The organism is Dickeya undicola (assembly GCF_000784735.1).
GTDB lineage: Bacteria > Pseudomonadota > Gammaproteobacteria > Enterobacterales > Enterobacteriaceae > Dickeya > Dickeya undicola.
This window is the reverse complement of sequence record NZ_JSYG01000026.1, coordinates 80883-87478: the sequence shown is the minus strand read 5'-3', so window position 1 is coordinate 87478 and position 6596 is coordinate 80883. Positions and strand designations below refer to the sequence as shown.

The 6596-nt window shown below is 55.9% G+C and carries 4 protein-coding genes; 2 read left to right on the top strand and 2 right to left on the bottom strand.

Annotation, left to right across the window (positions count from 1 at the left end):
• The first annotated feature begins 495 nt into the window (after positions 1-495).
• Positions 496-1314, top strand: coding sequence for a trypsin-like serine peptidase (locus tag OB87_RS13275; protein WP_033569895.1), 819 nt, complete (start codon positions 496-498; stop codon positions 1312-1314).
• Between the two features lie 99 nt (positions 1315-1413).
• Here the strand turns inward: OB87_RS13275 and hrpA are convergent, their stop codons facing one another.
• A complete protein-coding gene (gene hrpA, locus OB87_RS13270; protein WP_072025478.1) occupies positions 1414-5301 on the bottom strand; it encodes an ATP-dependent RNA helicase HrpA in 3888 nt (1295 codons plus the stop codon).
• A 321-nt stretch (positions 5302-5622) separates the two neighbouring features.
• Here hrpA and OB87_RS13265 point away from each other — a divergent pair, with 321 nt between their 5' ends.
• Entirely contained in the window at positions 5623-6228 is a 606-nt protein-coding gene (locus OB87_RS13265; RefSeq protein ID WP_033569893.1) for an FMN-dependent NADH-azoreductase, read from the top strand.
• 98 nt (positions 6229-6326) lie between these two features.
• Here the strand turns inward: OB87_RS13265 and OB87_RS13260 are convergent, their stop codons facing one another.
• The gene (locus OB87_RS13260; protein WP_033569892.1) at positions 6327-6584 is read right to left on the bottom strand and encodes a YnbE family lipoprotein; all 258 of its coding nucleotides are present in this window, start codon (positions 6582-6584) and stop codon (positions 6327-6329) included.
• Positions 6585-6596: the final 12 nt, after the last annotated feature.

Here is a 6596-nt window from a genome sequence, read left to right as displayed (position 1 = left end):
CGGTTGCTCAGAAAGCTCAGGCTGCCAAAAAACACAAAAAAGTAGCCAAGAAAAAAGCTCCGGTTGCCCAGAAAGCCCAGGCTGCTAAAAAACACAAAAAAGTGAAAAAAGCTAAAATGGCTCCGGCTGCTTAATTCACCAAAGTGATTGTTAATGGTCATGAACACCGGTAGTCAGGGGTACGCTCCATCACCACCGGCATGACAATAGCGCTATCAAACACCCGGTCCTCCGGGTGTTTGTTTCATGGGGACCGGATAATGCTGCGACGCTACTCATTTGAAATCGTGCTGTCCTTCCTGCTTATCTGCGCACTGGTTATCGTGGTGTTCTTCCTGTAACCCGATGTTGTTCCCATCTGCGCGTCCAAACCGGGTCATCCGATTCACCTGACCAACCAATCCGTGGTTTTCTGCCTAATCCTGGCATGTTACGTTTAACGTGGATTGATAACGGTTAATACGCTGCCCTTCATCTTTAAAGGCCATCCATTACATGCGCATATCAGCCTGGTTGTTATGTTCATTAAGCCTGCTCGCCGCTTCTGCGTGGGCCGACAACGAACCGTCAGCCACGACGGAAAAACAAAAACAGATTCTGTTCTTTAATCATGATGACCGTGACAAGGTGCCGGATACCACCCAATGGCCGTGGCAAGCCATTGGTCAACTGGAAACCACCAGCGGCAACCTCTGCACCGCGACGCTGATCTCGCCGCATCTGGCGCTAACAGCTGGTCACTGTGTGGTCGCACCGCCTGGCGTGCTGGATAAACCGGTAGCGTTACGTTTTCTGGCAACAGAGAACGGCTGGCGTTATGAAACCGATAAAATTGAAGCGCTGACCAACAAAAAGCTAGCCAAAATGCTGAAAGCAGACGGCGACGGTTGGGTCGTCCCGCCTGCTGCTGCACCGTGGGATTTCGCACTGATTAGGCTGAAGCAGACCCCACCGGGTATCCGCCCACTGCCTGTCTGGCAGGGAACACAGGAAGAACTGAAAGCGGCGCTGGAAGCCGCGCAACAGAAGGTCACCCAGGCCGGTTACCCGGAAGACCATCAGGATACGCTGTATCGTCATCAGGATTGCCTGATTACCGGTTGGGTGCACAAAGCGGTGATGGCACACCGGTGCGATACCCTGCCGGGTGACAGCGGTTCACCGTTGATGCTGAAAACCGCTGGTAGTTGGGTGCTGATGGGTATTCAAAGCTCCGCACCGGACGCCAGCAACCGCCAGCTCGCCGACAACCGCGCCGTGGCGGTCACCGCCATCCGCCAGCAGTTGGAAACGTTGGCCAAGAAGGATCGCTAATCCACCATCCACCTGCACCGGTATTTCTGTCTGAAATACCGGTGCGTTAACACCTGGACATGCTTACCACGCTCTCAAGCACCGCCTACCGTTGGCGACTTACCCGTCAATCTGCCCCATCGCCTGCAAAATACGTTTATCGGAAACAGGATAAGGCGTGCCCAGTTGCTGGGCGAAATAGCTGACGCGCAACTCTTCGATCATCCAGCGAATGGCTTTCACGTCGTCATCTTCACGCCGTTCCGGCGGCAACTTGTTCAGCCACTGCTGCCAGGCCTGCTGCACCTGCTCCACTTTCAACATTTGCGCGCGGTCGCGGTGTACGTCCTGCGCCAGTTTATCCAGCCGACGCTCGATGGCCTGCAAATAGCGCAGTACATCCGGCAACCGCTTCCAACCGTTGTCGGTGACGAAACCTCGGAACACCAACCCGCTCATCTGCGTCTTGATATCGCTTAACGCCAAAGCCAGCGCCATGTCCACCCGGCCTTTCAAGCGCTTATTGATGTTAAACACGGTGGTCAACATCTGCTCCACCTGGCGAGCGATATCCACCACGGTATCATTCAATTCCGCCCGTACCCGTTCGTGCAACTGGCGAAATTCGTCCTCTTTCCATGCCGGGCCGCCCGCCTGCGCCATCAGTTTGTCCACACCGCAGGCGATGCAGTCGTCGATCAGCTCCAGCACCTTGCCGTATGGGTTGAAATACAGCCCCAGCTTGGCCTTGTTAGGCAGTTTTTCATGCAAATACTTGATGGGCGACGGAATATTCAGCAGCAGCAAACGGCGCTGACCACGCCACATCATCTGCTGTTGCTGGTGCGGCGAGTCGAACAGACGAATCGCCACGCTGTCCTTCTCGTCCACCAGTGCCGGATAGGCTTTCACCGCGTACCCGCCGCGTTTCTGCTCGTAACGTTGCGGTAAATCGCCGAAACTCCAGATATGCAGATCACGCTGTTCGATACCGTCATCCGCCACCGCTGACAAGGTTTGCTGTACTTTTTCCTGCAACTGCTCTTTCAGTTCCCGCAGGTTTTTACCTTCACGCAGGGTTCGATTTTTATCGTCCACTACCCGGAAGGTGATTTTAAGATGATCGGGAACCTGATCCCACTGCCAGGCTTCACGGTCAACCGTCACACCCGTCATCAGCCGCAACTCGCGTTCCAGCGCATCCAACAGCGCTTTTTCCAGCGGCGTGACCCGCGCCAGAAACGCTTCGGCGTAGTTAGGTGCTGGCACAAAGTTACGCCGTATCGGTTTGGGCAATGACTTGATCAGCGCAATCACCACATCACGACGTAGCCCCGGAATCTGCCACTCGAACCCCTCATCCTTGACCTGATTCAGCACCGGCAACGGGATATGCACGGTAACACCGTCAGCATCCGCCCCCGGTTCAAACTGATAGGTGAGCCGTAAACGCAGTTCGCCTTGCTGCCACTGGTTCGGGTAATCGAGCGCACTAACACGCTCCGCCCCGTCCTTGATCAGCATCGCCTTCTCGAAATTCAACAGTTCCGGTTGAGTTTTCGATGTCTGCTTCCACCAGTTGTCAAAATGACGGCTCGATACCACATCATGAGGAAGCCGCTGGTCGTAGAACGCAAACAGCGTCTCGTCATCCACCAGAATGTCACGACGGCGTGACTTGTTCTCCAGCTCTTCCACTTCCGAACGCAGTTTCTGATTCGCGCGGAAAAACACATGTTGGGTCTGCCAGTCACCTTCCACCAGCGCATGTCGAATGAATAATTCGCGTGATATCACTGGGTCGATAGACCCGTAGTTCACTTTCCGAGCCGCCACCAGCGGCAAACCGTACAGTGTGACCTTTTCCTGCGCCATCACCGCGCCCTGCGCTTTCTCCCAGTGCGGCTCGCTGTAGCTGCGCTTGATCAGGTGTTGGGCCAGCGGCTCAACCCATTCCGGTTCAATCCGCGCAGCAATACGCCCCCACAGGCGGCTGGTTTCCACCAGTTCCGCCACCATGGTCCACTTCGGCGGTTTTTTAAACAGACCCGAGCCGGGAAAAATAGCGAAACGGGTATTACGCGCACCGCTGAATTCCTGCTTTTCAACGTCTTTTTGTCCGATGTGAGACAACAGCCCGGTCAGCAATGCGCCGTGCAGGCTACGGTAATCCGCCGGTTCGCTGTTGACCGGAAAGCCAAGTTCTTTTACCACCTGACGCAACTGGGTGTAGATATCCTGCCATTCCCGCACCCGCAGGTAGTTGAGGTAATCGCTGCGGCACAGTTTACGAAACTGGCTGGACGACAGCGCTTTTTGCTGCTCTTGCAGGTAATCCCACAGTTTGACGAAAGCCAGAAAATCCGACTCTTTATCAGCGAACCGACGGTGCTTCTCTTCCGCCGCCTGCTTTTTCTCTATCGGGCGCTCGCGCGGGTCTTGAATCGACAACGCGGCGGTAATGATCATCACCTCGCGCACGCAGCTGGTCTGGCGCGCTTCCAGCACCATACGCGCCAGTCGCGGATCGATAGGCAACTGCGCCAACTGACGCCCCTGCGCCGTCAGCCGATAACGCGTATCGTCGGTGGTTTCAAGCGCGCTCAGTTCTTCCAGCAACCGCACCCCATCCTGAATGTTGCGTTTATCTGGCGCTTCGACAAACGGAAATGCCGCGATATCGCCCAGCCCTAACGCCGTCATCTGCAATATGACCGACGCCAGATTGGTACGCAAAATCTCCGGGTCGGTAAACGCCGGGCGGGAGAGAAAATCCTGTTCGGAATAGAGCCGGATACAGATGCCTGCCGCCACACGGCCGCAACGGCCTTTACGCTGGTTGGCAGAAGCCTGCGACACCGGCTCGATAGGCAACCGCTGCACCTTGGTGCGATAACTGTAGCGGCTGATGCGTGCGGTGCCGGGGTCGATCACGTACCGAATGCCCGGCACCGTCAGCGAGGTTTCCGCCACGTTGGTCGCCAGCACGATGCGACGACCGTGGTGAGACTGGAACACCCGGTTCTGTTCCTGGTTGGAAAGCCGCGCATACAGCGGCAAAATCTCGGTGTGCGGCAAGTCCTGCTTGTTCAGCGCATCGGCCGTATCGCGGATTTCCCGCTCGCCGCTCATGAACACCAGAATATCGCCCGGCCCTTCACGGCACAGTTCGTCCACCGCATCCAGAATCGCCTGTAACTGGTCACGGTCGCTGTCCTGCGCTTCTTCTACTACGGGTCGATAACGGACATCCACCGGATAGGTACGCCCAGACACCTCAATAATTGGCGCGTTATTGAAATGGCGCGAAAAACGCTGCGGGTCGATGGTCGCAGAGGTGATGACAACCTTAAGGTCTGGCCGTCTGGGCAGCAGTTGCTTGAGGTAACCGAGAATAAAATCAATGTTGAGGCTGCGTTCGTGCGCCTCATCGATGATCAATGTGTCGTACTGCATCAGCAACCTGTCCTGCTGAATCTCCGCCAGCAGGATACCGTCCGTCATCAGTTTGACCAGCGTGTTGTCACCAACCTGATCGTTAAATCGCACCTTGTAACCCACCGTGCTGCCCAGCGGTGTTTCCAGTTCTTCAGCGATACGATCCGCCACGCTGCGGGCCGCCAGCCGACGCGGCTGGGTATGGCCGATCAACCCGGTAACGCCACGCCCCAGTTCCAGACACATCTTCGGCAACTGCGTCGTTTTACCGGAACCGGTTTCCCCGGCGACAATCACCACCTGATGGTCACGGATAGCCTTGAGGATCGCCTCACGCTTCTGGCTAACCGGCAAAGCCTCTGGATAACGTATCGGCGGCAACGATGCCCTACGCTGATCCACCCGTAGCCGCGCGGCGTCAATTTCCTGGCGGATATCCTGCGCGATAGAAACCTGTGCTTGTGGGTTTGCCACTTTCATCGCGCCTTGCAAACGGCGGCGCAGACGTTGCCGGTCACGCAGCATTAGCGCATTAAGCTCGGGTTCTAACGCATGGAGAGGTGATGTCACGGTGCAATTCCTTACTGTCTGATTTCCGGATAACGGTTGAACCAGGATGTTCAACGCTCCGGTGCCCTGCTGGTACTGCGGGCATAACCTGATTGTATTGCAGGCATAAAATAGTGCGGCGGGCATGGTATCACATTGACCGCGCAGGCTATACGCCATCGGATGGGATTCCACCGCACGGCACCGCGATTTCGGTGGCGTCATTCAATAAAATCGAACAAAGAACTCGAAATATTACGCTATCCCATTGTCAGCAACACGCCTATGATGCTTTCATTCGGTGGCAATTGTCGCCCTGGCACACATAACAAGGAATTGGCAATGAGCAAAGTACTCGTTCTGAAATCAAGTATTCTGGCTGACTTCTCCCAGTCTAACCAATTGGCCGATCATTTTACCGCTTCCTGGCAGGCAGCCCATCCCGCCGACACCATCACCGTGCGCGATCTGGCAGCTAAACCTGTACCGGTACTGGATGGTGAGCTGGTTGGTGCGATGCGTCCTTCCGATAAACCGCTGACACCGCGTCAGCAAGACGCGCTGGCCTTGTCCGACGAGCTGATTGCCGAACTGCAGGCACACGATGTCATCGTGCTGGCCGCCCCGATGTACAACTTCAGCATCCCGACTCAACTGAAGAACTATTTCGACTTTATCGCCCGTGCTGGCGTGACGTTCCGCTACACCGAGCAGGGTCCGGAAGGTCTGGTGAAAGGTAAACGTGCCATCGTGCTGACCAGCCGTGGTGGTATCCACAAAGATTCGCCGAGCGATCTGCTGGCCCCGTACCTGCGTCTGTTCCTGGGCTTCATCGGCATCACCGACGTGGAATTTGTGTTTGCGGAAGGTATCGCTTACGGCCCGGATATGGCTCAGAAAGCACTGCAAGGCGCGAAAGAAGAGCTGTCACAGCTGGCATCCGCGTAATAGCCTTCAGCTCGTAGCCATCAGGCGTCAACGCCCCCTCATACTCACCGCCGTGTTGCCTTGACAGCAACATTCCGTGTCGCGGTACACGGCGGATTTCAGTCTTCCTGTTTTTTATCTTGCACTTTGCCTCGCTCTTGCGCGTCTGTTGGCGCGCTTTTCTTGATCGGATCGCCAACCCGGTTATCCGACTTCTCCAGCAGTTGTACCGTCTCTTTATCTGTATGGATGCGAATGTCGTGCTCAATGCGTACATTCATGTTGATGGTGATCGGCTCTTTCGATGCCGCCACCTCAATGCGTGGGGTGCAACCGGCCAGCAACGCGGCAGCCATCGCGGCACAGGCTGTCTTCATTTTATTCCCCTT

Excerpts from the sequence above, each read along its gene's own strand:
- OB87_RS13275 (WP_033569895.1), top strand. The coding sequence starts at position 496 with ATGCGCATATCAGCCTGGTTGTTATGTTCATTAAGCCTGCTCGCCGCT.
- OB87_RS13265 (WP_033569893.1), top strand. The coding sequence starts at position 5,623 with ATGAGCAAAGTACTCGTTCTGAAATCAAGTATTCTGGCTGACTTCTCC.
- OB87_RS13260 (WP_033569892.1), bottom strand. The coding sequence starts at position 6,584 with ATGAAGACAGCCTGTGCCGCGATGGCTGCCGCGTTGCTGGCCGGTTGC.